We start from the raw sequence: 20,300 nt of genomic DNA, 5'->3' as shown, positions 1-20,300 counted from the left end.
ACAACAGACCTGACAGTGCCTTGGGAAAGCCCCTGCCGAGCATGGCTCGGCACTACAACAGACCTGACAGTGCCTTGGGAAAGCCCCTGCCGAGCATGGCTCGGCACTACAACAGACCTGACAGTGCCTTGGGAAAGCCCCTGCCGAGCATGGCTCGGCACTACATCCCAGCCCTTGGCCTTTGGCATAGGGCCGGACACAAACAAAAACACCGGCCATTGGCCGGTGTTTTCAATTCAGCAGCAACAGCCCAGAGGCTGCGCCGCCAACGCCTTACTTACGCTTTTTACGCACGTAGAGCACCAACGAGTGCTCTTCCAGCTCAAAACCGTGCTCCGCCGCGATCTTCCGCTGCAGTTCCTCGATTTCCGGGCTTTCGAACTCGATGATTTTGCCCGAGTCCACGTCCACCATATGGTCGTGGTGGCCGCCGCGGTCCAGCTCGTAAACCGCCTGGCCGCCTTCGAAATTGTGCTTGAGGACCAGCCCCGCCGCCTCGAACTGGGTCAGCACACGGTAAACCGTGGCCAGCCCGATCTCATCACCGCAATCAAGCAACTGGCGGTAGATGTCCTCGGCCGTGAGGTGGTGTTGGTGGGGGGTGTTCTGTTCAAGCAAGGCAAGGATGCGCATCCGCGGATGCGTTACCTTCAAGCCGACTTTGCGCAGGTCATTGGATTCCATAGCCATCGTGTTCATTGGCGGTTTAACGCCAGTTATCTCCGGTCAGATCGCGCTGGGTGCCGGGGAGTGTATCATCGACCCGATTTCCTCAACTGCCCTAGCTAATGCGCAACCTCCTGTTGATCGCCGTTGTCGCCCTGTCCACTACTGGCTGCGGCATCATCTACAAGCAGCCCATCTATCAGGGCAACCTGATCCGTGAACAGTCCGTGGCGCAGTTGCAGGTCGGCCAAAGCAAGCAGCAGGTCAATGCCCTGCTCGGCACGCCGTCCATTGCCGACCCGTTCCACGCCCAGCGCTGGGACTACACCGCCAGCCAGCGCGTGAACCGCCTGGGCAAGACCGAGGTGAAGAACTTCACCGTGTTCTTCGAGAATGACCAGGTCACCCGCTGGGAAGGCGACTACTTCCCGACCCAGGATGCCGACCTCGCCCGCAACAGCGTGCGCCAGTTCGGCCGCAACCTGGCCAAGGACAAGAAGAAGGGCGGCCGCTGATCCAGCGCACCCGCCGCAAGATCAATCGCCGCCGCGCGCTCGCCGGCGGCGATTTTCTTTGGGGTCGGCCAGCAAAGGACGCAGCAACTCCACCCGGTCACCTTCCTGCAGCAACTGCTGAGGACGCGCCAGCACGCCGTGCACCGCCATTGCCACCGCTTCCGCAGCGCCGTCGAGCGCCGCCTCGGCCACCGCATCGGCGACCGTACAGCCCTCAGGCAGCTCAAGCTGCCGCTGCTGGTAACGGCCCGGCCAGGCCAGCACCACTTCCACACGCATCGCTCAGGGCTCCTGGTCGGCCACGCGCACGAAATCGTTGACCATGCGGTCGGCCAAGCCCTGGAATCCCAGCGCCAGGGCTGGACCCAGCAGGCGTGAGGTCGGCTCAAACTCCAGCTCGAGGCTGACCTTGCAGGCGCTTTCGGACAGGGAATGGAACTCCCAGCGGCCATGCAGGCGCTTGAACGGGCCATCACGCAGCTTCATATCGATGCTGTGCGGGCGTCGCAAGCTGTTTTCGGTCATGAACCAGGTACGGAACGAGCCCAGGCCCAGATCCAACCGGGCCACCAGGCGATCCTCGCCCTGCTCCAGGATCTCCGCCTTGTCACACCAGCGGAACCGCCCGGGATAGGCGGCAACATCATTGACCAGGTTGAACATGCGCTCGGCGGAGTGTTCGACCAGCGCGCTGCGACGAATGGTAGTCATGGCAATACAGAAAGTGTTCGGGGAGCCCCCGAATCGGAGACAATACGGAAATGAGCACGAAACACAGCAAGGATAAAGCAAAGAACGGGAAGGCCGACAAAACCATCTCGTTGAACAAGCGCGCGCGCCACGAATACCACCTGGAAGAACGGGTCGAAGCGGGCCTGGTGCTGCAGGGCTGGGAGGTCAAGGCCATCCGCGCCGGCCGCGGCAACATGACCGACGCCTACGCCTATGTGAAGGACGGCGAGATCTACCTGATCGGCGCGCAGATCACACCGTTGATCCAGGCATCCACCCACACCATTCCGGAAGACCGCCGGCAGCGCAAACTGCTGCTGCACCGTCGCGAGATCGACAAGCTGATCGGCCGCGTCGAGCGCGACGGCTACACGCTGGTGCCCACCGCGATGTACTGGAGCAAGAACAAGATCAAGCTCGAGATCGCACTGGCCAAGGGCAAGCAGAACCACGACAAGCGCGACACCGCCAAGGAACGCGACTGGGCCCGCGAAAAGCAGCGCGCGATGCGTGCGCACAACCGCAACGCCTGATGTTGACGCAGCGCGCGATGCAGGTCGCCAGCGCGCAGGATGCGCAGGCGCTTTGTTCGCAGCTGCTGGCCTTCAATCGCAAGGCCAGCGGCAATGGCTTCGACGAGCTGCCCTTGCAGCTGGCCATCCATGACGCAAACGGCAAAGCCTGCGCCGGCCTACTCGGCGACATCTGTGCAGGCTGGCTTGCCATCCATGTGCTGTGGGTTGATCCGGAACTGCAGGGCCAGGGATTAGGCAGCCAATTACTGTTGGAGGCCGAGCAACAGGCCAAAGCCGCAGGCGCACACAGCGTAGTACTGGACACCTTCGACTGGCAGGCCGAAGGTTTTTATCTTCGCCACGGCTACGAGATCTTCGGCCGCCTGCCCGATTTTCCGCCCGGCCATGAGCGTATCTACCTGCGCAAGAGGCTTTAACCCATCAATATCCGGCGCAGATCGCTTCGCCGGGTTCCGGGTGACTGCAAGGCCGCGTACAACACGCTCAGGTTGACCACCTCGCCCAACTCAGGCGCTTTGCGATCATCGCCACCCAACCACTGCCGCGCATCCTCGGCAGCCTCAGGCGGCAACATGGCCAGAATCGCGGCATCGTCCAGATCATCAACCTGTGACTGCAGCGCGCGCGCAAACCGCAGCACCCGCCCGGTATGCACCACCATCTGCGCCAAACCCAAGGCCATCGCCACAATAGCTACCCGCTCGACACCCGCAGGCGCGAGCCCGGACCAAGGCGACTGCAACAACAAAAGCAAAACAGCAGCCAACAGATAGACGCCCAACCAACGCCGGCGCACCTGCCTAACCCGGCCCAGCAGCACGCCACACAACAACAGCACCAGCGGCGCAAACTGTGGCCAATAGCCATGTCCAAGCCACGCCGCGATCAACACCACACCCATCAGCAACACGTAAAGCAGAACAGGCGCCAACGCCCGTTGCCGAAACCCGGCCCCGACTCCAGCCGCCAACAATCGCAGGTTGCGCGGATCGCGCTGCTGCATCCCAACCCTCTGCTCGTAAACGTGATGGCCACCATGGTCCGTCGGCGGACGTCGCAGAAAGGTCGGCACGGCGTTAAGTCTCACTCTGCGTGTTCAAGTTGATGCGCAGCCGCAAGTAGTCATGGAGATGGTTGCCTAGACTAGCGCCCCACCAAGGAGTTCTTTGACGATGGATCGCTGGTACACCGCAACGCTGTTGTCGCTGATCGTTCATCAGATAGATGCCGCCTACTGGCACGAATGGGACATGTTCCATGTGCCCGGCGGCATTCAAGGCTTTCTGCTGTTCAACACGCTTGCAGTTGGTCTGCTGCTCCACGGCTACCGGCAAGCCACGCTCCGCACGCCCCAAGCAAGGCGTTATGCCCTGCTCTGTGGCGGCATTGGCGTACTTACCGCCCTGCTCCATGCCGGCTTTGCCGCTGCGGGGAACGACCAGTTCGGCCTCCCACTTTCGGTCGTGACCATCGTCACCTGCCTGACAAGCGGCGCCGGCCTTTTGTTGAAAGCCCGGCAAAATCCAAATTCACGCGGGTGACTGTTCAGGGTTTTCCCTGTAGCATTCGTTTCGTCAGCGAGGCTGTGGTCAGAACATCGTCCAGAGCCCTCATGAATCAACGTCTTACCGGGGGTGCACTGGTTTCGACGGGGGTTGTGAAGTCGCTTGGCGCATGCCGAGGGGGTAGCTTTCCTCGTAAATCCAGCTGCAAAACTCTAGTTGCCAACGACGACAACTACGCTCTCGCCGCTTAAGGCGTAAGCCCCGAACCCACTTGTGCCCGTGCTCGTGGATGTAGGGTCATTATCACGGAACCGGCTGTGACGGCTGCCTGTCAGTCACGGCTTAACCAAAACAGGCTGGTCCTGGGGTGCGCTTTGCACACCGTGCTGCCACAGGACGAGACCCAACGGTGAGCTAAGCATGTAGTGCCGGGGATGGAGTGCCTTCGGACGGCGGTTCAATTCCGCCCACCTCCACCATTAGATGGGCCGTCAAGGTCCCGATCAGGCCGGAAACCCAATAGCAGCACGGGTTTCCGGCCTTTTTTGTGTCCGCGTCTGTGCGCTGTTGTGCGTTTCAGTCTATGCGACGGTGGGGGTACAACATGGGGTATCTGGGGGTTACCCCGGAGTCGATACCCCCAATACCGCCCGAGTCCACATGCCCCTGTCCGATCTCGCAATTCGCCGCGCCAAGCCCGGTGACAAACCCCTGAAGCTCTCTGATGGCGGCGGCCTGTACTTGCTGCTTCAGCCGACCGGTGCGCGCTACTGGCGCTGGAAGTACCGCATAGCCGGCAAGGAGAAGCTCCTCGCCCTGGGCATCTACCCCGATGTCCCGCTTGCCCTAGCCCGCCAGCGCCGCGAGGACGCCCGCCAGTTGCTGGCCAGAGGTGTCGACCCCGGCGAGCACAAGAAGGCGGCAGCCGCTGCCCGCGCCGAACTGGGCGCCAATACCTTCGAGGTGATCGGCCGGGAATGGCTGACAAAGCGACAGTGGGTGGAGAGCTACCGGATCAAGGTTGCAGCCTGGCTGGACAACGACGTGTTCCCGTGGATCGGCAGCCGGCCGGCAGCAGAGCTGGAGGCTACCGATTTTCTGGCCGTGGCCAGGCGTGTCGAAGGGCGCGGGGCGATTGAGTCCGCTCACCGCATCATGCAGAACTGCGGCCAGGTCATGCGCTACGCCATCGCCACCGGCAGGGCCAAGCGGAACCCAGTCGCCGACCTGCGCGGCGCCCTCGCCTCGCCGCCTGACAATTCATTCGCCGCGGTCACCGACCCCGACGAGCTCGCGCCCTTGCTCAGGGCAATGCATGGCTACAGCGGCACAATGGTCGTCAGGTGTGCACTGCAAATGGCGCCTATGGTCTTCCTGCGCCCAGGTGAGTTGCGGCAGGCCGAATGGGCCGAGTTCGATATGGACGCGAAGACCTGGACCATCCCGGCGTCACGCATGAAGATGCGCCGACCCCATTTGGTGCCGCTGTCGGACCAGGTGCTGGCGGTGCTGGAGGAGATCAAGCCGCTCACCGGCCGCGGTCGCTACGTGTTCCCTTCTGCCCGGTCGCGCGAAAGGCCGATGTCAGAGAACGCGGTGACGGCTGCGCTGCGCCGCATGGGCTACGAGACCGGCACGGTTACTGGCCACGGATTCCGCGCCACGGCCCGCACGATCCTGGACGAGGTACTGGGCTTCAGGCCCGACATCATCGAGCACCAGCTGGCGCATGAAGTACGCGACCCGAATGGCCGGTCCTACAACCGGACATCACACCTGCCGGAACGCAGGAGGATGATGCAGGAATGGGCTGAATACCTGGACAAGCTGCGGGCTCAGCCGGCCAAGTCCATATAGTCGCCCTCCCAGCGGGCAGCCATCGCCTCGAACTTGGCAGCCTCACGCCGCAGCCTGTCGGCGCCGGCTCTGCACAGGCGCCTCGATCGCCAATCGCCAGACGCTGCCGCGTCCACCTGCCGGGCTTGGTCCCACAGTGATGCCGCCCGCTTTCGTGCCCACTGGGCCTTCCTGCTTGTCGTCGTCATGGGCCAATACTGACGCCGGTCAATCGCACCGATCGCGACGCCGCCAACGCTGGCTGAAGGGAGTGCAGAGCTTGGCTCGGCACTCCCCGCCGGAATAGATCGAGGAACAATTTGCGGTCCGAATTGTCGTTCGCCTGCAGTGCCGAGCTTAGCTCGGCACTTTCACCTCGCGGGCCGGCCGGCTGACGCAGATCGATGCGTGGAGGCCCTCGGGGACTGGAGACGGACCGCTCCATGACAGCGAGTTACGACTGCCAGGGATGCTGGACGTAATGTGTTGTCCAAGCGGAACGTGACGTAGCGCTGAAATTCCCGAAACGCGAACATGCTGCTAACTGTCTCTAAGATGACTATTTCGGCTTTGTTACAGCATCTATTTGCGGAGTCCGCTGATAGGCTGAAACCTCACTCAGAGAGGTTGAGAACATGCTTACAGAATTGGAAGTGCCGCTGAAGTTCTACGGCAGCGTGATGCTTGTGATCGCCTCTTTGCGGGCAGAGGTCGAACGCGAACTAGCCCGCATAGGTGCGGCAGGAGAGTGGTTCGTTGCAGTTCATGGAATCGGGCCTGACCAGGATCACGGCGATGGTGGCCCGACTGCTCCAGCGGCTCTTTGGTCGCTGGTTGTTGAAAACCCGGCCGACGTTTCTGCTGTGCAGGCCTGGATAGACGCGAGAAACTGCACTCCCGCTGATTGACTGTATGAGACCGTCATCGCCCCCACTTCTTCTGCGCGATTACGGCGGTTTCACTTCGCAGCCTGGCTTCATGCCTCCGCACCCACTCCTCGCAGCCCGCCCTGCCGGTCACGTAGCTCTGGCAGGGCCGCGCCGGATGCAGAACAGCCCTTTCTGGTGGAGGCAAGTGATAGTCCAGGTTGACGAACCACGACCCGTCCAGCCGTTCAACCAGCCGGGAGACGGCCAGGTCGTTGACGTAGATGGCCGTCAGCTGGCTTTCGAAGTCAGCGACCTTGGCCCATTTGAAGTCGTTGGGAAGCATGGCCCATTGTGGACCCTCTCTGTCTCAAAAGCTGGGAACTGGCCTGTCCACCACCCTCCAAAGCCGTTGAGATAGTCGATCTCAGCCAGTGAGCCGCGGCGGCCGGATCATTCGGCTATGGCAACCACCTCCCTACCCGCCCCGTTTGTTTGGCGCGACCACTTCGACGGGCAAGCACTTGTCCTGCGCGACCGAGCAATCGCCACTCTATTCCCCTTGTCGAATGGCCACGTGCGCTGCACCCGCAAGCTGCATACCCGGCATATGACGCACTCGTTCCACGACGATTCGGCGCAGGCCAAGCGGTTCGTCGAAGCCTGGGCGCGTCGGTGGGAGCGCGAGATTGTGGATCTCTACAACGGCTTGGCTGTCTCCACCTACCAGGCTACTTACGCCCATGAGGCGCGCAGCGACCAGGCCGTGTACGTCCCGGCGAGGAAGCCCCGCCGGCGCAAACGCTAAGGGTCGCCGGCACACAGGGGGCTGCATGCCGGCGGCGATCAACCAGCCAATCCGCGCCATCCTTGCCACGGAGCAGGAGTACGCCTGCAGGAACAGGGTGGCATTTCAGGTGGACGCCGACAGTCCTGCGATTGCTCACTCGAGCGTCAGGCAGCGATCTTGTGCTCGTAGAACGGATGCCGCTTGTCGTCGAAGATCGCGTACAGCGCCTGCAGGTCGGCCGCGTCCGGGTTGAGCCAAGCCTCGATGCGCTGAAGCCCCTAAGCATTGCGCCCCAACAACCCCCTGAGCACCACCGCTTCGTTGTGTAGCTCGTCCTTGGCAGCGTACACAAGCGTGAGCTGCTTCTCCCTGGCCACGGCCTGAAGCTCCGGCCATGCTGAGTTGCCTTTCAGCTCCTGGCGGTAGCGACGCTTGAACTCCGTCCATTTCTCCGGGTCGTGCGCAAACCACTTGCGCAGCTCGGTTGATGGGGCAACCTCCTTGAGCCACATATCGATCTTGGCATTTGCTTTGGAAAGCCCGCGCGGCCAGAGTCGGTCCACAAGAACCCGATAGCCATCGTCAGCCCTTGGTTCCTCATAAGCTCGCTTCAGCATCACATCCATAGCCCTCTCCTTGCGGTGGCAAAGGAAACACTACTGTCCGGATCAGAGCCATGGTGAACATTTCCAGCCGACCGGTGCTACGATTTTGCCACCAAGGACTCAGGTGCCGTCCATGATCGATTCGGCTACTACAACCTGCCTGACCCCTGCAGAGCTGGCAGAGCTGCGCAGGGCATTTGAGCGGTATGGAACGGGCGATGGTTTCTGGATCAACTACACAACGATCCTGGACAAAGCAACCGCTAGAGAAGGGTGCGACCGACACCTCGCAAACGACGAAATGAGAGCCGCATTCCGGAAGTGGGCGAAGGAAGACCCGCGATTCTTGTAGGTGCCAGATGGCCAGGCAGAGTTCCTTTGCAGGCCAATCTGCGCTATCCCGCTGCGATCGAATAGTGCACGCACGCCGATCCGAAGACCCGCTCCTCACCTTCACGGCGCACAGAAGGGGCACGGGCATACTCCGTTGGACTACAAGCCGCAGGGGGGGGGCCGCAATGCACTACTCGGAATTGCGCAACAAACTGGAGGGGATTGCCTGCGAGCTGATCACGCACGCCCATGGCTTGTCCCAAGCTGAACGGACCGTCCGACTGCATGAGATCGGGCTGCTTGCTGGCCAGACCCTCGCAGCCGCCGAAGGCCTTCCCAATGCAGCAATAATTTCAGCTTCGATTGATTCATTACTGCATCGCGTACAAAGCCAGGTAGGCGCCATCGAGCAGCGTGACATTATCCGCGGACGAGATCCGCTTGGGGGGAAACGGTTAGTTGTCCCAAGTTCCCACTAAAAAAGCCCGGCGAACCGGGCTCCGGTGCTACTCCCCAGTAGTGCGCGACATGATGCCCGCGGACGACGGGGCGGTCAATTCAAGGGCACCGCGGCAAAGAGAGAGCGATCGGCCAGCCGCCTAGGAACTGACAGCCTCTACGTCAGTTCCTGCTCAGGGCCATTCGGAAAAAAATTATCCCCGTACCAGCCCAAAGGACAATCATCGAGACGAAGGCGAAGGAATGCTCGCTCCACTTGAGCGTCTCATGCAATCCTCCACCGAAAATTCGAACTTGGCCCTGCAGGAGCCCGCTAACTGCCATGACACCACAAGAGGCAGCTACAGCGAATGCAGAGACTGCGAACACGACTTGAAGAAATAAACTACGGCGCCTATCGAAGCGCGAACGAACATGTTGACCTATGGTCGGCATCATCGGCGATCATCCTTGTTCTACAAAGCTTCCAAGAGCGGACAGCCATCTAAAAACCTGTGCTGCTGCACTACAGCATACCGTTTTGACCATAAGCTAAACAGTAAGGAAAAACCTGACGCGACTCATCCGCAGCATCGCGCGATGTTCAAATTGAGATCGCTATTCGCATTAGATGCCGGCACCACGACGAGCCTTGCGGGCGTCACACACGCATTAGAAATGCGCGGCCGGCGGGCCGGAGTTTGGGCTCGCGGCGCAACAGGACGGCCCGTTTTTTAATGAAAAACGGCAATGATTCCTGCTTTCTCTAAACTATTGGCTCACCGTAAGACAGTCAAGTAGTGACCTCCAAGTTCCATGGATTGGGCCGAGCCTTGGGACGACAAAGGCTGCGTACTCCCGAGAGTCATCAGCTGGAACTCCGCTCCCCCGCCGACCGAGGTCCACAGCCTATACGTAAGCTGAACACCATCCACTGAAATGACTGGGATTTCACATAGATGAAGAAATGATTGCAGTCCGCCAGCACCGACGGTGCCTAGAACCAATCAGAGGGAGAATTTCGATGGGGTCAGTCGCAATGTATCTGGAAGGACCGGGCCAAGAGCGTCGCGCGGTGAGCATACTTTCCCACCAAAACAAGCGATTGTTTACTGGAAGCGTTGACAGCATCCGCATCAGGGATCGTTCGATCTCAGAAATCGAGGTGAAGACCTTGGTGGATGAGAATGGAAAAATTGCCATTCAAACGGATTACGATGGATTTCGGTTCAAGTATCCCGATTCCGAGATCCATTGGAGTTTAGTAATTGGGTGACCTTGGGCCCGGCTCACGCCGGGCTTTGATCAGGCCAGCGACGACACATCAACTTCACCCTCCTCAGGATAGCGTTAGGCCTCATAGGCTAGTTCGTGGAGGCTGCATGAATACCGCGCGATCTCACTACCGCCGACCTTCGCTTTGGATATCCGTCTTTTGCACCGGACTTGGTGCGGTGCTGGTAACCGTCATCCAAGCGGCTCTGTAAGCCAACGTCAGCTCTGTCTCGAAGGCACATACCAAAGTTCTACTTGCGCTCACTCGCACACCTGAACAAACCTACGCTGCAGCAACGAGAGACGAGCGCTAGGCTCATCTTCAATGGCATCACTAACAGACCTACGTGCACTCGCCCGCGCTCTCCCTAATGCGCCTGGCATGTACACCTTTCATGGAAACGGCGGAGTGCCCTTGTATATCGGCAAGAGCATCCATATCCGCACTCGCGTCCTCGACCATCTGAGATCCGCAAATGATGCTCGACTGAACAGTTCAACTGTCAGATTCTCATTCATTCGCACAGCTGGCGATATCGGCGCTCAGCTACTCGAAGCGCAACAAGTCAAACTCCACCAACCACTGTACAACCATCGTCTGAGGCGTAGCCGGAGACTGTGCACACTGAAGTTTGAGCATGGTGAGCTCACCATTGCCAACGTCCACGAGGTGGGTGGTGCGCCCAGTTATGGCCTGTTCGCAAGCAGGTTTGCCGCCATCGAAGGCCTGCGAGCTATCGCCGACGATCACCTGCTTTGCTACAGCCGGCTTGCTATCGAGAAGCTGCCGGCCGGACGCCCCTGCTTTCGCCACTCGATTCGTAGGTGCCTTGGAGTTTGTTGCGGAAAAGAGACCGAGGATGCGCATCGACATCGCCTTCTCTCCGCCCTTGTCGAACGCCATGTCCAAGCATGGCCCTACCCTGGCGCCATCGGGATCATTGAACGCTCCCCCGACCTGCAGCAGATTCACGTGGTCCGCAACTGGTCCTATCTCGGAAGCGCGTCCGACCAGGCCGCCGCGAAAGAGCTGTCCAAACCGGCCGCTGGCTTCGATCGTGATGGCTACAAAATATTGGTGAAGCCACTCATATCCAAGACGGTAGAGCTCATCGAACTACCTTAGCTATGGATCGCTGCGCCGTTAGCCTGTCACGGGGAAGGGTGGGGGCTCCGTCGCAGTACCACCTGGCCAAGAGCCGCAGCGCGATCAGCTGCAAATGCAACGCTTTTTCGGCCGCAGCAGACCGGCACCGAAATAAACACACATGAACGGCGAGAATGTGCCACTCTCGGCACCTACGAAATCGCCACCACCGGAACAAAAGAATGCCTTATCACGCGATTGCTTATGCGAGCACTGCAGTCGCAGGCCTGACAACAGAAGATATTGATCTGCTGTTGATCGACGCTCGCGCTAGGAACCAGATCGAAGGTGTGACCGGAGTCTTACTTTACGATGGAAGCCGGTTCTTTCAGTACTTGGAAGGGCCTGACTACGGCGTAAGCAAAGTCTACTCCCGCATACAGGAATCCTCAAAGCATGCTCGGATAGAGGAGCTCTTCAACGGTCGAGTTGAAGCGACCTATTTCCGTCAGTGGTATATGGCCTGTAGCAGAGCAGACAGCAGCATCCTCCAAAAATTCTGCACGAAAGAGTGGCGTCGTGAGGCTCTATATGTCGGCGAATACCACGACGTGGAACCACCAGAAGTTCTTCAAGATTTGATTCAGTTCTGGAACGAGATGCGCTCCGACTGAACTTCCCGGTCGCAAGAAGCTCTTTTCGAGCTTCGAATCGTCCAATGCCCCCGCCGTTTCCTTAAGATCGGCGGGGTGTTGGCAAACTGCCATCTGCAGCCCTTCAGTCCAGACCCACCAAGAGTAACCATGCCAAAAATTCAAATGTTCCTGCAGGGCCCCGGCGGGGAGCTGCGCGTGGTGGAATCCTCAGGACCCAGCATGGCCGAAAAAATAGAGCGATCTTCCCAGCTGGCCCCAGTCTCGCAAAGCATGTTGGGGATCGGCCGCGTGGTCAACTCGGAAGGACGGATTGCGATCCAAATAGATCACGCTGGTTTTCTCTACAGATACGACGACAAGGGTCCTAACTGGGCCCTCGTCGTTCAGTAATACAAGGGCTGTGGTCAGAGATCAGCTCTAGCGGCATCGTCCCCTTCCGGCGAAGTCGCTCTATTGGCAGCGCCGGGGTCAATTCCGAGGACCTCCGCTGCATGCGCCACATAGGCCGCTTTCACCATGGCAATGACATCCATCCCCGGCACACCGCCGAACTCCCCTGCCGCCACCTGCGCAATGCTGCGCTCGATGCGTGGCCCGAGGGACGTGCCGCGCAGAACATCCCCCATCCAGTGCTGCCACTCGGTATGCCAGATCAACTTCCCGTCGAAGCTAGGACTGCCGTCGACACTTGGCTCAAAGAGCACCTCGAGGCGACGGCCGATCAGAACATCCCGGTTCTGTTCATCGTACACACGCACAATGTCGCCGGTGCCGGTTACTTGCATCTGAGGTTCCATATCAATTCTCCACCGAGATGATCGAGAGGTTTTGGGTGGTGGTGATCGAGTTGATCGTGCCTGGGTGGCTTATGTCTTGGGATGCGAAGGCAGTGATCACCGCTCGATAGGTAACGGCCGATGCAGCGGGTGACGTGTCGTTGATTGTCATCGAGCCCGACCAGTAGGCCGTTGCACGATCGGGGGCATCCCCCTCGTTGAAGATGTTGATGCCCCCGCCGACCGGCATTGTTTGCCACAGCGTCTCTGCCGCGGTGCCGATCTTTCGGTACACAGCAACCGATGCTGAGTTGGCGCCAGCACCGGCAACAAACCCACCTGCTCCGAAAGCGTTGCTAACGTAGTTGGTGGAGCGACCGAAACTGATCGTGACCTGGCGAACGGTGCCATTCGTGTCGAAGGGCCCATTCACCAACTCTGTGCCGACAGTCACCGTGGTCGTTGTCTGCACCGCATTCTTCTTCACGCCTGCGGACAGCGACCCGCCGAAGTAGGCACCACCAGTGTTGTCAAACCAGATAGTGCCATTGGACTTGTTGCAGTTGCCCACGCCGACGTTTGGCCCGTACCAGAAGCACAGATTGCTCGCCGCACCGAAGTTGATACCCAATACGAGTTGGATGCCGGCGCTATAAGCGCGCAAGTACCCGTTTTGCCATTCAAGGCCACTGCTTGCGCTGCTAATAACACGGAAGATATTCGCGAGGATTGAAAACGACGAGCGCTTTCCATCATTCATTGACTGCGTGCCGCTGATATAGCCGTTCACGTCCAACGTTACGGTTTGGGACGCCGCTTGTTCCTGGCCACCGATGGACCAGGGGGACGGTTCCTCTTGCGATGGTGCAACTTCCTCGAACATTGGGCGACACCAGAACGGATACGGTGTGTCCTGCCCACTGACGGCCATTGTTCTAAGTACTAGTTGTGCCCGGGTCGCATTTGTCGGAGCAAGAACAACTATCTTACCTCGAACCCAATTCACACCGAGGTTGCTGCCGGGTAAAGACACACCGTGACGATTAACAAAGTCTGATGCAGGGCTGTACGAAATGACATTGCCCGAAGCATCCAACCATGCCAGGAATATTTGCTGGGAGCAGCGCGACGGGTTCATGTACGCTGAAAAACAATACCTTTTGCCTGCCGCCACCGGAATAGGTGTTGTGTTCACTATGTCTAGGTACATAGTGCGATCGGTCACACCAGGACGATACGCCGATATGGTGTTAACGCCTGGCGGATAGTAGTTACCCCCTGCCGCGTTTCTTGCTGGGCCAAGCCAACCGCCGTCATTCCACGAAATATTCCAACCCGAAAGGTCAACGGACATGTCGGCGTTAGCAATCAAATTGCCACCACCACCAACAGCCTTGATAGCGCTCGTAACGCTTGCCATGCCGCTTTCAACTTGGTCGATAGCGGCGGCGAATTCGTTGCCCTGCTCGTCAACGTCAGTGCGCAATTGGCTGACCGCACGAGACGTGCTCGACTGAGCCTCAGTAACGGTGCCGGCATCATCCCAGTAAGCAGTGTCCGGCGGCGACATCTCCATCTCAACATCGGACTTTGCGCGGTACATGCGTCCGTTGAAATAGACAACGTCCCCCGAGACGTACGTGCTCGCCGCGTCATACTCCTCGCCCATCAGTACCAGCGACTTGGCGGCCTTCAATTCGGCGGCGAGGGACGCTGCAAGGGCGGCATCGATGGCTTCTTGCTGGGCGACCTGCTCAAGCGTGATATCCGCCAGGCTCTGCCCAAGGTTCTTTCCGAGCGTGCGTTGGACAATGCGCATGCCGACGGATAGTTCACCGCTGGTATTGCAGCTTCGGCAGGCAAAGGTCCATTTGCCAGATGCCGGCATCACCGCCTCAAATGCAGCCGAGTGATATCCGGTGTCGCCGATTGGGGTCATCGCGTCCCAATCAGGCGCGCTGACGTGGTCAGCGATGTGGCGGATCTCAACGCCTGCAAAGTCAGCCGAGCGCATCGTTTCGGCCAACCAGCCCCAGGTGTAGAGGCGCACACCCCCGCTGAGCTCCTGCACATCAAACAGATCCACCAGCACCGGGGGGATGTCTGCCCCTGCGGTCGCGTAGGTAGCTGACACAGCCACGCCCGCGGTCCCATCGGGGGCGAAGGGGCGCACCACAATGCTGTACACGTCGGCCTGTGGAATGCGCCAGGTCGCCGTCCGAGTCTGCGTTTGCGCGACTTCCTGCAGCTCCTGATTCGGGCCCGCGGCCAGCACCAGCACATTGCCGACTGGGCCGGTGATATCGAACGTGGCGGTCAGCTCGGTGAACAGGGTATTGCCCTGTGCGATCTGCTGCTCGGTAATGCGCAGGTTTGAAGCGACAGGCCGCGTCGGCAACTGCGATTCGTTCGGGGACGGCACATAGTTGCCCGTCTTCACGTACACCCAGAACTCGGGACCTTCCGCCACCACCCGAACGCTCGCGCCCTTGAGGTAACTTTCTGGCTCAATCCCAACAACGCGGACGCGCAAGCCCGGCGTCTGCTTGAAGTCGTAAATCCACAGCGTGTCGTGCGCCGGATTGTCCACAACGCCGCCCGGCAGCGCGGCGTCGGATGGCCAACCGTCCAGCAGCTCGATGGTGCTCGACTCACCAGTGAATGGCTTGACCCGCAGCACCCGATACACTCGCTCGCCAGGAATGCGCAGGCCGATGTACGCAACACCGCTGGTCGGCGCCGGCACGGGCTCGTCGAGGGTCAGGGTGACGGTCCCAGAGTCATTCACCGCCCCAACGACCCGACCACCAAACCCCCACTGCGTCATGTCGTGCTGCAGCGCCAGGAGGGACAGGCGCTGGTAGCTCAGGTGCTCAATGTCGGTGCTGTAGCTGATGTCCTTGTACTGGTACAGCGACTGGGCAAGGTGCCACCGTGCGAGCTCTGCCGCGTGCGCCTCGCTGGTGACACCTTCGCCCGACACTTGGGCCGGGTTGAGCATGGTGGTCACGCCAGGCGCAGGAACGCGCAGGGTCTTCGTCTCCCACGTATCACCATCGACGTAGGTGTATTCGATACCGTCAGCGGCGTTGCTCAGGCTGTAGTCGATCTGGAACTGCCCCTTCTTGATCGTGCCCATGTTGACCACGCCGGACAGCGGCTGGTCCTGGGCAGCCCACACAACGCCCAGCCGGCCGCCGGCCCAGGTGATCTGGCCGAAACCAGCCAGGGCAATTGCCGACAGCACCTGTTCGTGGTTTCGGGCGTCCTTGATATAGAAGTTGTACGCGTAGCCGTTCGCTTCGCAGTGCAGGGTGAACGCTTTGAGCGACTCAACGTCGATCTGCGCTTCATCGAGCGCCATGCCCCCCAGCAAACGCCCCTCCCGAACGATTCCTCGCGCGTAAGCGAGGATCTGAGCGCCCGGGTTGCTGGTTTCCACAGTGTGATACGCCGTACCGTCCCAGACCGGAATCGGGTCGGCATAGCCAATAGCACGCAGTTCGTCAGGGGTGCCATTGAGCTGGCCGGTCGCCTTCAGCTGGACGCCACTGCGCGACAGCCCTGTGTAGTCGCCCTCGTCCACTTGAACGCTGGTCAGGGTGCTCCAGGTAAATGCAGCCTGCGCCCCGCTGCCATTGGTGTTCAGACCTGCCGTGCGCACTCGGACGTCGTATTGGCCCCGGGCGACGTCCTTTCCGTAGCCGGCCCGATAGGCCTTGGTCTTGCTGCTGGTGATCGTGTAGCTGCCGAACGGCAGCCAGCCAGTGGTTCCGGTTGGGCGGTACTGGACCTCAACCCGCTCGGTGTTGTTCTTGTCCTTGCCTTTGCTGCTCTTGTCATAGAGCTGGTATTCCAGCCCTACGATCAATCGCACAGTGTCAGCGGAGCTGGTGCGCTCGATCCAGGCGCTCGGGGTGTGCTTTGGGTCGCTGTTGGTGTCCAGCAACTGGCCACCTTCGGTCACATCGGCGTTGCTGTAGAGCGGGATCTGCTCTGCGGGCATCTGGCTGTAGCCGGCGTGGTAGACCCGGGCGCCCTCATAGCTGCTCAGCAGGGTGTCGCCGTTGTAGATCGCCTCAATGCGACCCACGTTGATACCCGCACACAACTGCATGCCAAGGTACTGATCGTTGCCCTCGTACCAGGTGTAGGGCTTGCTCAGCAGATCCGGCGTGATGCGCACACGGCCAAACAGCATGGGCAGAGGCTCGTACTGCCGAAGCTGGTTGCGCGCACCGGACAGAGAATAGACCGAGTCCTGCGACTGGCCCCCTGCCTTCGCGGGCTTCGGCGCGAGCACTTTGTTGATGAGCATTGAGCCTGCTATGAATAGCCCTGCCCCTATCACTGCCGCGGCGGCGCCACCTGCCGCCACGCCAAAAGATCCGGCGATCCAGCCTGCACCAGCGCCCATGGTGAAGTAGGTCAGCGCGATCATCGCTACGACGGCCAGCGCCGTCTTACCCACGCCGCCGCGAACCTCGATTACCTGCCCCTGCTTTGGGAAGACGGAATGCCAAAGGTGGCGCTCCACAGGCACGCCGCCGATTGCAACTGCCCAGGGCTGGCCGTCCAGCTCTGGCACGTTGCGCATCAGCAGCGCGTACAGGCTCTCTCCCGCCCGCGCCTCCCACACGACGTTGCGCTGCCCGTCCAGCAGCAGCGGATGTGGCGTGACAATCAGCTGGCCCGGCTCAGTGCGCGGCAGTTCCATCAGACCCATCTGTAATAGCCCTCAATCCTGAGCCCGAAGTCGGGCAACTCGCGGACGCGGTGCAGAATGCTGCAGCCGGTCTTTTCGTTCGCGTGCAGAACCCACGCCTCGTGGGCCAGATAAAAGAAAACCCCGGCATGGCCGGGGCGTTTGTGTCCGTGTTCGATCATCAGGACCAGGTCACCGTCGTCCGGCGTTTCCGTTCGTCGCGCGTATGGCTTCGACAGCTCCCCGATGGCGGCCTGCCCTTCCGCGCCGCGTGGGCGGTGCCCGGGCATCTGAATCTGCCGGCCGAACAGATCCCGTTGCACCAGCGCAACGAGGTCGGCACAGTCGAACGTCTGCTCGTCGTAGGGCAGCAGGGTGAAGCGCTCAACGCAAGCCAGTCGCATCGACCATCCCCTCAATCAAGGCCACTACAGCGGCCAGACGCTCAGCGCCGAACTCCGCGCCAGTTGATGTTTCCCACCAACCTGAATCGCTTGAGACCTCCGTGTCATCAATGCCGGTCAGCTCCTTCCGCACAGCCGCAACTAGCGTGTCGGCCTCAGATCGCCTCATCAGAACGCCCCCGGCGCGGTAAATGGGTTGTAGCGCAGGCGCACGGCCTGCTGACGCATCACTGCGTCATAGCCGCACTGCGCGGTGGCCGTCTTCGTGTTCACGGAAACCTGGGTGATCGGCAGGATGTAGACCCGCTCGATAACGTCGGGGTCTGCTCGATCGCTGATCATCAGCTTGGCTTGCACGACGTCGTAGGGCTGCAGGCTCTCCAGGTCGTCTGTGATGCCCCGGCCAATGTTGTCCAGCGTCAGAACCGCGCGAGGCGCTCCGCCCGACACATCGTCCGGCAGTTTGAAGCCGAAGGGCACGCCGATGTACAGCACCCCATTGCTGGTCCAGTCCTGCGTGTCGTTGACGATTCGGAGGGTCTCCCCGAATGACGGCGCAGAGACTTCGAGGAACAGCAGCGTCCCGGCAGTGTCGGTGACGCGCTGCCGGCGTTCGAGGAATGTTTTCATCGCAAGTACTCCACGACGACATCTCGCGTCGACAGCTTGAAGCCCGGTATAAGTGGCACGAGAGTCCCAATCGAACCGCCCTTGAATCGCGCGGTGATCGTTTGTCCTGTCCTCGGATGGGGCATCTGGAACCATCCAATCCGCTTGATCTCGCCGAAGTACCAGTCCTCAAAATTCTGCAGGTTGGCGGCACCCTTGAACTGCAGAGTCATCGCCAGCTCCTGCATCACCTGAGAATTGATAAGTCGCTCCTTCGGTACGCCCCGCTCCATCTCAGTTCTTTCTACGGACGGGTCAAAGGTCTCGCCGTATCCAGCGAAGCGGATTTCAACGTATTCCGGAAGTTGTGCCATCAGACGCGCTCCGGCCAATCGAACCGACTGCGGCCCGCCATGGCTGTCTTGCCCCCACTGGCCAAGTCGTCCGAGATGATGTCGATGATCAGTTGACGCACAGATTCACCATTGCTCCCATGCCCCGTCTGCGCGCGCGTGGTGACGCTTGCCTGAGCATTGTTGTTCACGATGACCTGGACGCCTCCACCGCTACCAGTAGCTGGACCAGCACTCGACAGACCTGCAGTGATCGGACGCACCGTGCCCGTATCACCGGGAATCAGATAAGACTTGCCGCCCTGCTGGAACAGCTCAGGTCGGCCGCCTTCGCCAACCCGATAGATGCTGTCCCCGGCGACAGGGCCACCGCCCGCACGGGCACCGCCAATCAACCCACCTAAGGCATTGATCCAACCACTACCCTTGCCCGAGTAGCTGGACATGCCCTGACTCAGCATTTTCAGCATCTGCGATGCAGCCAGTTCGGCCGTCATCCGCTTGAGCATGTCCACGAAACTATCGCCGATGCTGCCGAAATTCCCATCCAGTACGTTGTACAAGCTGTCCCCGAGATAGGTCTGGATGTTGCGGGCTGCTTGCTCGGCGAAGGCTGTCATTTGACCGAAGAATCCTTCGACCGCCGAACTGGACTCGCCATCTATGCCGAACATGGAAGCGAATGCGTCGGCCAGCTTCTGGGCGTCCTCCGCCTGGTAGGCGTCGACCTCATCCATCGATTTGAGGATGTCCAGGTAAGACGCGCTGGAGCGCACCACTGCCTGCATGTCCGCATCGATGCCCTTAAGTGCGCCGCTCTGGATCTCGTAGTTCACCCTCGACAGCTCGGAGGTATCCCCGTAGAGGGCTATCTGGCGCTCCAACTGCTGATTGGCAGATTTGTAGGCGTCGGCCAGTTGATTGACCTTGTTGTAGGCACCGGAGTCGGGCATCACTGCCCTGAAAGTTCCCGGAGAGGAACCTGCAGACTTCAATGCGGAATCCGGAAGCATCTGCCCCGCGTCAATAAGCGTTACCTGTGGCTTGTAGCGCTTTGTTACCTCCCGCTGCAGGCGAAGACGTTCAGCAATCAGATCATTGATTCGCTTCTGACGCTGTTCCTCTTGTCCTTGAGTAAGAGGTAAGCCAAACGATCCCCTAGTGGTTTGACGCTCCAGAGTCAGCCTCCGCTGGATAACCGCCATCTGCTCATTCAGGGCGTCAGTTGTTGCGTCCCTCATTGGCCCACCGGCATCCAACGCCCGAAGCTCGCTCAGCCTGCTGATGTAGTTCACAGCCATCACGATGCCGTTTGCCATCTCGCCAGTGATTCCGGCCACCCATTGGCTGATACTCGCGAACGCATTTCGGGTTTGATCCGAACCGAGGAACGCTGTGAGGTTGCTGAACTCAGGAAGGAGCTCGGCAGCCACCTGGTTCTTCAACCCCTGAAACGCGAGATTCACTTGATTCGACTGCTCCTTGACTTGCTTCATCGCGGTGTGAATCGCCCCGTCTTTCCCGGAGGCTCCAAACCTTGAGAGGATGGAGCCATGAGCAACAGATTGACGAGGTACGCACCCGAGGTGCGTGAGCGGGCGGTGCGGATGGTC

24 protein-coding genes, 1 other RNA gene and 1 pseudogene are annotated in these 20,300 nt (G+C 60.1%); 13 read left to right on the top strand and 13 right to left on the bottom strand.

The annotated features are described in order from the left end of the window. Positions 1-273: 273 nt before the first annotated feature. Positions 274-684: a ferric iron uptake transcriptional regulator gene (gene fur / locus ACVOLQ_RS19905; RefSeq protein ID WP_313170219.1), complete on the bottom strand. Its 411-nt coding sequence runs from the start codon at positions 682-684 to the stop codon at positions 274-276. A 104-nt stretch (positions 685-788) separates the two neighbouring features. On the opposite strand from fur, the gene ACVOLQ_RS19900 reads away from it, so the two are divergent. Continuing rightward, complete coding sequence (locus tag ACVOLQ_RS19900) at positions 789-1,181, top strand: outer membrane protein assembly factor BamE (RefSeq protein WP_313169868.1); 393 nt, start codon at positions 789-791, stop codon at positions 1,179-1,181. Positions 1,182-1,202: 21 nt separating this feature from the next. Here the strand turns inward: ACVOLQ_RS19900 and ACVOLQ_RS19895 are convergent, their stop codons facing one another. Next, positions 1,203-1,460, bottom strand: a complete 258-nt coding sequence (locus ACVOLQ_RS19895; protein ID WP_481529079.1) for an RnfH family protein — start codon at positions 1,458-1,460, stop codon at positions 1,203-1,205. A gap of 3 nt (positions 1,461-1,463) precedes the next feature. Further along, positions 1,464-1,892 (bottom strand): type II toxin-antitoxin system RatA family toxin, encoded by a 429-nt coding sequence (locus ACVOLQ_RS19890; RefSeq protein WP_313169864.1) that lies wholly within the window; start codon positions 1,890-1,892, stop codon positions 1,464-1,466. Between the two features lie 50 nt (positions 1,893-1,942). On the opposite strand from ACVOLQ_RS19890, the gene smpB reads away from it, so the two are divergent. Next, on the top strand, positions 1,943-2,446 hold the full coding sequence (gene smpB / locus ACVOLQ_RS19885; RefSeq protein ID WP_481529078.1) for an SsrA-binding protein SmpB: 504 nt from the start codon (positions 1,943-1,945) through the stop codon (positions 2,444-2,446). After that, a complete protein-coding gene (locus tag ACVOLQ_RS19880; protein ID WP_313492964.1) occupies positions 2,446-2,865 on the top strand; it encodes a GNAT family N-acetyltransferase in 420 nt (139 codons plus the stop codon). The genes smpB and ACVOLQ_RS19880 overlap by 1 nt, the downstream gene beginning before the upstream one ends. Here ACVOLQ_RS19880 and ACVOLQ_RS19875 read toward each other — a convergent pair. Next, complete coding sequence (locus ACVOLQ_RS19875; RefSeq protein ID WP_481529077.1) at positions 2,862-3,380, bottom strand: hypothetical protein; 519 nt, start codon at positions 3,378-3,380, stop codon at positions 2,862-2,864. The two genes, ACVOLQ_RS19880 and ACVOLQ_RS19875, sit on opposite strands and share 4 nt — an antisense overlap. 241 nt (positions 3,381-3,621) lie before the next feature. Between ACVOLQ_RS19875 and ACVOLQ_RS19870 the strand changes: the two genes are divergently transcribed. From ACVOLQ_RS19870 to ACVOLQ_RS19855, 4 genes are all read left to right on the top strand, one after another. Then, complete coding sequence (locus tag ACVOLQ_RS19870; RefSeq protein WP_481529076.1) at positions 3,622-3,990, top strand: DUF6713 family protein; 369 nt, start codon at positions 3,622-3,624, stop codon at positions 3,988-3,990. 89 nt (positions 3,991-4,079) lie between these two features. Further along, positions 4,080-4,433: a transfer-messenger RNA gene (gene ssrA / locus ACVOLQ_RS19865) on the top strand. Between the two features lie 181 nt (positions 4,434-4,614). Next, a complete protein-coding gene (locus ACVOLQ_RS19860) occupies positions 4,615-5,811 on the top strand; it encodes a tyrosine-type recombinase/integrase (RefSeq protein WP_481529075.1) in 1,197 nt (398 codons plus the stop codon). Positions 5,812-6,425: 614 nt separating this feature from the next. Continuing rightward, positions 6,426-6,698, top strand: coding sequence for a hypothetical protein (locus ACVOLQ_RS19855; protein WP_481529074.1), 273 nt, complete (start codon positions 6,426-6,428; stop codon positions 6,696-6,698). Between the two features lie 13 nt (positions 6,699-6,711). On the opposite strand, the gene ACVOLQ_RS19850 is transcribed toward ACVOLQ_RS19855, so the two are convergent. Continuing rightward, complete coding sequence (locus ACVOLQ_RS19850; RefSeq protein WP_481529073.1) at positions 6,712-7,002, bottom strand: hypothetical protein; 291 nt, start codon at positions 7,000-7,002, stop codon at positions 6,712-6,714. A 117-nt stretch (positions 7,003-7,119) separates the two neighbouring features. Between ACVOLQ_RS19850 and ACVOLQ_RS19845 the strand changes: the two genes are divergently transcribed. Further along, a complete protein-coding gene (locus ACVOLQ_RS19845; RefSeq protein ID WP_481529072.1) occupies positions 7,120-7,464 on the top strand; it encodes a hypothetical protein in 345 nt (114 codons plus the stop codon). A 146-nt stretch (positions 7,465-7,610) separates the two neighbouring features. On the opposite strand, the pseudogene ACVOLQ_RS19840 reads toward ACVOLQ_RS19845, so the two are convergent. Together ACVOLQ_RS19840 and ACVOLQ_RS19835 are read right to left on the bottom strand one after the other, a co-directional pair. Then, a pseudogene (locus tag ACVOLQ_RS19840) lies at positions 7,611-7,718 on the bottom strand (SOS response-associated peptidase family protein); the annotation flags it as partial. A 6-nt stretch (positions 7,719-7,724) separates the two neighbouring features. After that, positions 7,725-8,072, bottom strand: a complete 348-nt coding sequence (locus ACVOLQ_RS19835) for a DUF488 domain-containing protein (protein ID WP_481529071.1) — start codon at positions 8,070-8,072, stop codon at positions 7,725-7,727. A gap of 497 nt (positions 8,073-8,569) precedes the next feature. Here ACVOLQ_RS19835 and ACVOLQ_RS19830 point away from each other — a divergent pair, with 497 nt between their 5' ends. The 5 genes from ACVOLQ_RS19830 to ACVOLQ_RS19810 all read left to right on the top strand — a co-directional run bounded on the left by ACVOLQ_RS19830 (position 8,570) and on the right by ACVOLQ_RS19810 (position 12,230). Continuing rightward, positions 8,570-8,863 carry a hypothetical protein gene (locus ACVOLQ_RS19830; protein ID WP_481529070.1) on the top strand — a complete coding sequence of 98 codons (294 nt, stop codon included), beginning with the start codon at positions 8,570-8,572 and terminating at the stop codon, positions 8,861-8,863. 998 nt (positions 8,864-9,861) lie between these two features. Continuing rightward, positions 9,862-10,098 carry a hypothetical protein gene (locus ACVOLQ_RS19825; RefSeq protein ID WP_481529069.1) on the top strand — a complete coding sequence of 79 codons (237 nt, stop codon included), beginning with the start codon at positions 9,862-9,864 and terminating at the stop codon, positions 10,096-10,098. Between the two features lie 414 nt (positions 10,099-10,512). Beyond that, positions 10,513-11,223 carry an endonuclease gene (locus tag ACVOLQ_RS19820; RefSeq protein WP_481529068.1) on the top strand — a complete coding sequence of 237 codons (711 nt, stop codon included), beginning with the start codon at positions 10,513-10,515 and terminating at the stop codon, positions 11,221-11,223. Positions 11,224-11,426: 203 nt separating this feature from the next. Next, positions 11,427-11,858, top strand: a complete 432-nt coding sequence (locus ACVOLQ_RS19815; protein WP_481529067.1) for a BLUF domain-containing protein — start codon at positions 11,427-11,429, stop codon at positions 11,856-11,858. A gap of 129 nt (positions 11,859-11,987) precedes the next feature. Then, entirely contained in the window at positions 11,988-12,230 is a 243-nt protein-coding gene (locus ACVOLQ_RS19810) for a hypothetical protein (protein ID WP_481529066.1), read from the top strand. Between the two features lie 14 nt (positions 12,231-12,244). On the opposite strand, the gene ACVOLQ_RS19805 is transcribed toward ACVOLQ_RS19810, so the two are convergent. From ACVOLQ_RS19805 to ACVOLQ_RS19780, 6 genes are all read right to left on the bottom strand, one after another. Then, positions 12,245-12,625 carry a hypothetical protein gene (locus tag ACVOLQ_RS19805; RefSeq protein WP_481529065.1) on the bottom strand — a complete coding sequence of 127 codons (381 nt, stop codon included), beginning with the start codon at positions 12,623-12,625 and terminating at the stop codon, positions 12,245-12,247. 13 nt (positions 12,626-12,638) lie between these two features. Beyond that, positions 12,639-17,333 carry a host specificity factor TipJ family phage tail protein gene (locus tag ACVOLQ_RS19800; protein WP_481529064.1) on the bottom strand — a complete coding sequence of 1,565 codons (4,695 nt, stop codon included), beginning with the start codon at positions 17,331-17,333 and terminating at the stop codon, positions 12,639-12,641. Then, positions 17,333-17,725: a peptidoglycan endopeptidase gene (locus ACVOLQ_RS19795; protein WP_481529063.1), complete on the bottom strand. Its 393-nt coding sequence runs from the start codon at positions 17,723-17,725 to the stop codon at positions 17,333-17,335. The genes ACVOLQ_RS19800 and ACVOLQ_RS19795 overlap by 1 nt, the downstream gene beginning before the upstream one ends. A 168-nt stretch (positions 17,726-17,893) precedes the next feature. Further along, complete coding sequence (locus ACVOLQ_RS19790; protein WP_481529062.1) at positions 17,894-18,355, bottom strand: DUF1833 family protein; 462 nt, start codon at positions 18,353-18,355, stop codon at positions 17,894-17,896. Then, positions 18,352-18,708: a hypothetical protein gene (locus ACVOLQ_RS19785; RefSeq protein WP_481529061.1), complete on the bottom strand. Its 357-nt coding sequence runs from the start codon at positions 18,706-18,708 to the stop codon at positions 18,352-18,354. The genes ACVOLQ_RS19790 and ACVOLQ_RS19785 overlap by 4 nt, the downstream gene beginning before the upstream one ends. After that, positions 18,708-20,300 (bottom strand): phage tail tape measure protein (locus ACVOLQ_RS19780; RefSeq protein ID WP_481529060.1); only part of this gene is annotated, 1,593 nt, incomplete at its 5' end. The genes ACVOLQ_RS19785 and ACVOLQ_RS19780, both read right to left, overlap by 1 nt.

It is taken from the genome of Stenotrophomonas sp. STEN031 (genome assembly GCF_056759975.1).
Note: the sequence above shows the minus strand (reverse complement) of the source record. Positions and strands in the feature narration are given on the sequence as shown.

Bases quoted from the DNA above. Each gene is read 5' to 3' on its own strand.
- fur (WP_313170219.1), bottom strand. From the start codon at position 684: ATGGAATCCAATGACCTGCGCAAAGTCGGCTTGAAGGTAACGCATCCG.
- ACVOLQ_RS19900 (WP_313169868.1), top strand. From the start codon at position 789: ATGCGCAACCTCCTGTTGATCGCCGTTGTCGCCCTGTCCACTACTGGC.
- ACVOLQ_RS19895 (WP_481529079.1), bottom strand. From the start codon at position 1,460: ATGCGTGTGGAAGTGGTGCTGGCCTGGCCGGGCCGTTACCAGCAGCGG.
- ACVOLQ_RS19890 (WP_313169864.1), bottom strand. From the start codon at position 1,892: ATGACTACCATTCGTCGCAGCGCGCTGGTCGAACACTCCGCCGAGCGC.
- smpB (WP_481529078.1), top strand. From the start codon at position 1,943: ATGAGCACGAAACACAGCAAGGATAAAGCAAAGAACGGGAAGGCCGAC.
- ACVOLQ_RS19880 (WP_313492964.1), top strand. From the start codon at position 2,446: ATGTTGACGCAGCGCGCGATGCAGGTCGCCAGCGCGCAGGATGCGCAG.
- ACVOLQ_RS19870 (WP_481529076.1), top strand. From the start codon at position 3,622: ATGGATCGCTGGTACACCGCAACGCTGTTGTCGCTGATCGTTCATCAG.
- ACVOLQ_RS19860 (WP_481529075.1), top strand. From the start codon at position 4,615: ATGCCCCTGTCCGATCTCGCAATTCGCCGCGCCAAGCCCGGTGACAAA.
- ACVOLQ_RS19855 (WP_481529074.1), top strand. From the start codon at position 6,426: ATGCTTACAGAATTGGAAGTGCCGCTGAAGTTCTACGGCAGCGTGATG.
- ACVOLQ_RS19850 (WP_481529073.1), bottom strand. From the start codon at position 7,002: ATGCTTCCCAACGACTTCAAATGGGCCAAGGTCGCTGACTTCGAAAGC.
- ACVOLQ_RS19845 (WP_481529072.1), top strand. From the start codon at position 7,120: ATGGCAACCACCTCCCTACCCGCCCCGTTTGTTTGGCGCGACCACTTC.
- ACVOLQ_RS19835 (WP_481529071.1), bottom strand. From the start codon at position 8,072: ATGGATGTGATGCTGAAGCGAGCTTATGAGGAACCAAGGGCTGACGAT.
- ACVOLQ_RS19830 (WP_481529070.1), top strand. From the start codon at position 8,570: ATGCACTACTCGGAATTGCGCAACAAACTGGAGGGGATTGCCTGCGAG.
- ACVOLQ_RS19825 (WP_481529069.1), top strand. From the start codon at position 9,862: ATGTATCTGGAAGGACCGGGCCAAGAGCGTCGCGCGGTGAGCATACTT.
- ACVOLQ_RS19815 (WP_481529067.1), top strand. From the start codon at position 11,427: ATGCCTTATCACGCGATTGCTTATGCGAGCACTGCAGTCGCAGGCCTG.
- ACVOLQ_RS19810 (WP_481529066.1), top strand. From the start codon at position 11,988: ATGCCAAAAATTCAAATGTTCCTGCAGGGCCCCGGCGGGGAGCTGCGC.
- ACVOLQ_RS19805 (WP_481529065.1), bottom strand. From the start codon at position 12,625: ATGCAAGTAACCGGCACCGGCGACATTGTGCGTGTGTACGATGAACAG.
- ACVOLQ_RS19800 (WP_481529064.1), bottom strand. From the start codon at position 17,333: ATGGAACTGCCGCGCACTGAGCCGGGCCAGCTGATTGTCACGCCACAT.
- ACVOLQ_RS19795 (WP_481529063.1), bottom strand. From the start codon at position 17,725: ATGCGACTGGCTTGCGTTGAGCGCTTCACCCTGCTGCCCTACGACGAG.
- ACVOLQ_RS19790 (WP_481529062.1), bottom strand. From the start codon at position 18,355: ATGAAAACATTCCTCGAACGCCGGCAGCGCGTCACCGACACTGCCGGG.
- ACVOLQ_RS19785 (WP_481529061.1), bottom strand. From the start codon at position 18,708: ATGGCACAACTTCCGGAATACGTTGAAATCCGCTTCGCTGGATACGGC.